This window comes from Pseudomonas sp. (genome assembly GCF_050739655.1).
GTDB lineage: Bacteria > Pseudomonadota > Gammaproteobacteria > Pseudomonadales > Pseudomonadaceae > Aquipseudomonas.
In genome coordinates, this window is the sequence record NZ_JBOIBY010000174.1 from 1 (window position 1) to 1,116 (window position 1,116).

The following is a 1,116-nucleotide window of genomic DNA, read 5'->3' on the forward strand; positions in this document are numbered from 1 at the left end:
TCTTTTGCTGCTTGCTACCTTGACGGCCGCCGGCCATGTAGGCCACGACTGCTTGGTGAACCAGCGTCTCGTTGAATTCGCCGCCAAATGTCAGTTCGGAAACTTCGATCGCTTGAGCGTCATTTACATTTAATTGCATGTCAGCTTCCCCTTAACCGCGAGCCTTGGCTGCTGGACGTACAACCAAGTTGCCGCCAGTAGCGCCAGGAACAGCGCCCTTGACCAACAACAGATTGCGTTCAGCGTCCACGCGCACTACTTCGAGGGACTGCACGGTCACGCGCTCAGCGCCCATATGACCGGACATTTTTTTGCCCTTGAATACACGACCAGGAGTCTGGCACTGGCCGATAGAGCCTGGAACGCGGTGGGATACGGAGTTACCGTGGGTGTTATCTTGCCCGCGGAAATTCCAACGCTTGATCGTACCCTGGAAGCCCTTACCTTTGGACTGACCGGTTACATCAACCAGTTGACCAGCGGCGAAGATTTCAGCGTTGATCAGATCGCCGGCCTGGTACTCGCCTTCTTCAAGGCGGAATTCCATTACGGTACGACCAGCGGCAACGTTCGCCTTGGCGAAGTGGCCAGCCTGAGCTGCTGTTACACGCGAAGCACGACGCTCGCCGACAGTGACTTGCACTGCACGATAGCCATCGGTCTCTTCAGTTTTGAACTGGGTGACGCGATTCGGCTCGATCTCAATGACCGTGACCGGAATGGAGACACCTTCTTCGGTGAAAATACGGGTCATACCGCATTTACGACCGACTACACCAATAGTCATGTTGTAAACCTCATGAGTGTACGGGGCTTTCACCCGCTATGGCCGCCCATTTCAGAGCGTTACACGACTAAGACCGAGTCTTAGCCGAGGCTGATCTGCACTTCCACACCGGCCGCAAGATCAAGCTTCATAAGAGCATCAACGGTTTTATCCGTTGGCTGGACGATGTCCAGAACGCGCTTATGAGTACGGATCTCGTACTGGTCACGCGCGTCTTTGTTGACGTGCGGGGAGACCAGAACGGTGAACCGCTCTTTACGGGTAGGCAGTGGAATTGGACCACGCACTTGAGCACCAGTACGTTTCGCGGTTTCCACGATTTCCTGGGT

General features: G+C 55.0%; 2 protein-coding genes and 1 pseudogene. All 3 read right to left on the reverse strand.

What is annotated here, in order from left to right:
* Nucleotides 1-139 (reverse strand): annotated as a pseudogene (gene rplD, locus ACRESJ_RS08140) (50S ribosomal protein L4); the annotation flags it as partial.
* 12 nt (nucleotides 140-151) lie between these two features.
* On the reverse strand, nucleotides 152-787 hold the full coding sequence (rplC, locus tag ACRESJ_RS08145; RefSeq protein WP_003186059.1) for a 50S ribosomal protein L3: 636 nt from the start codon (nucleotides 785-787) through the stop codon (nucleotides 152-154).
* A gap of 80 nt (nucleotides 788-867) precedes the next feature.
* Nucleotides 868-1,116: 30S ribosomal protein S10 (rpsJ, locus tag ACRESJ_RS08150; RefSeq protein WP_431757450.1), on the reverse strand; the 249-nt coding region annotated here is incomplete at its 5' end.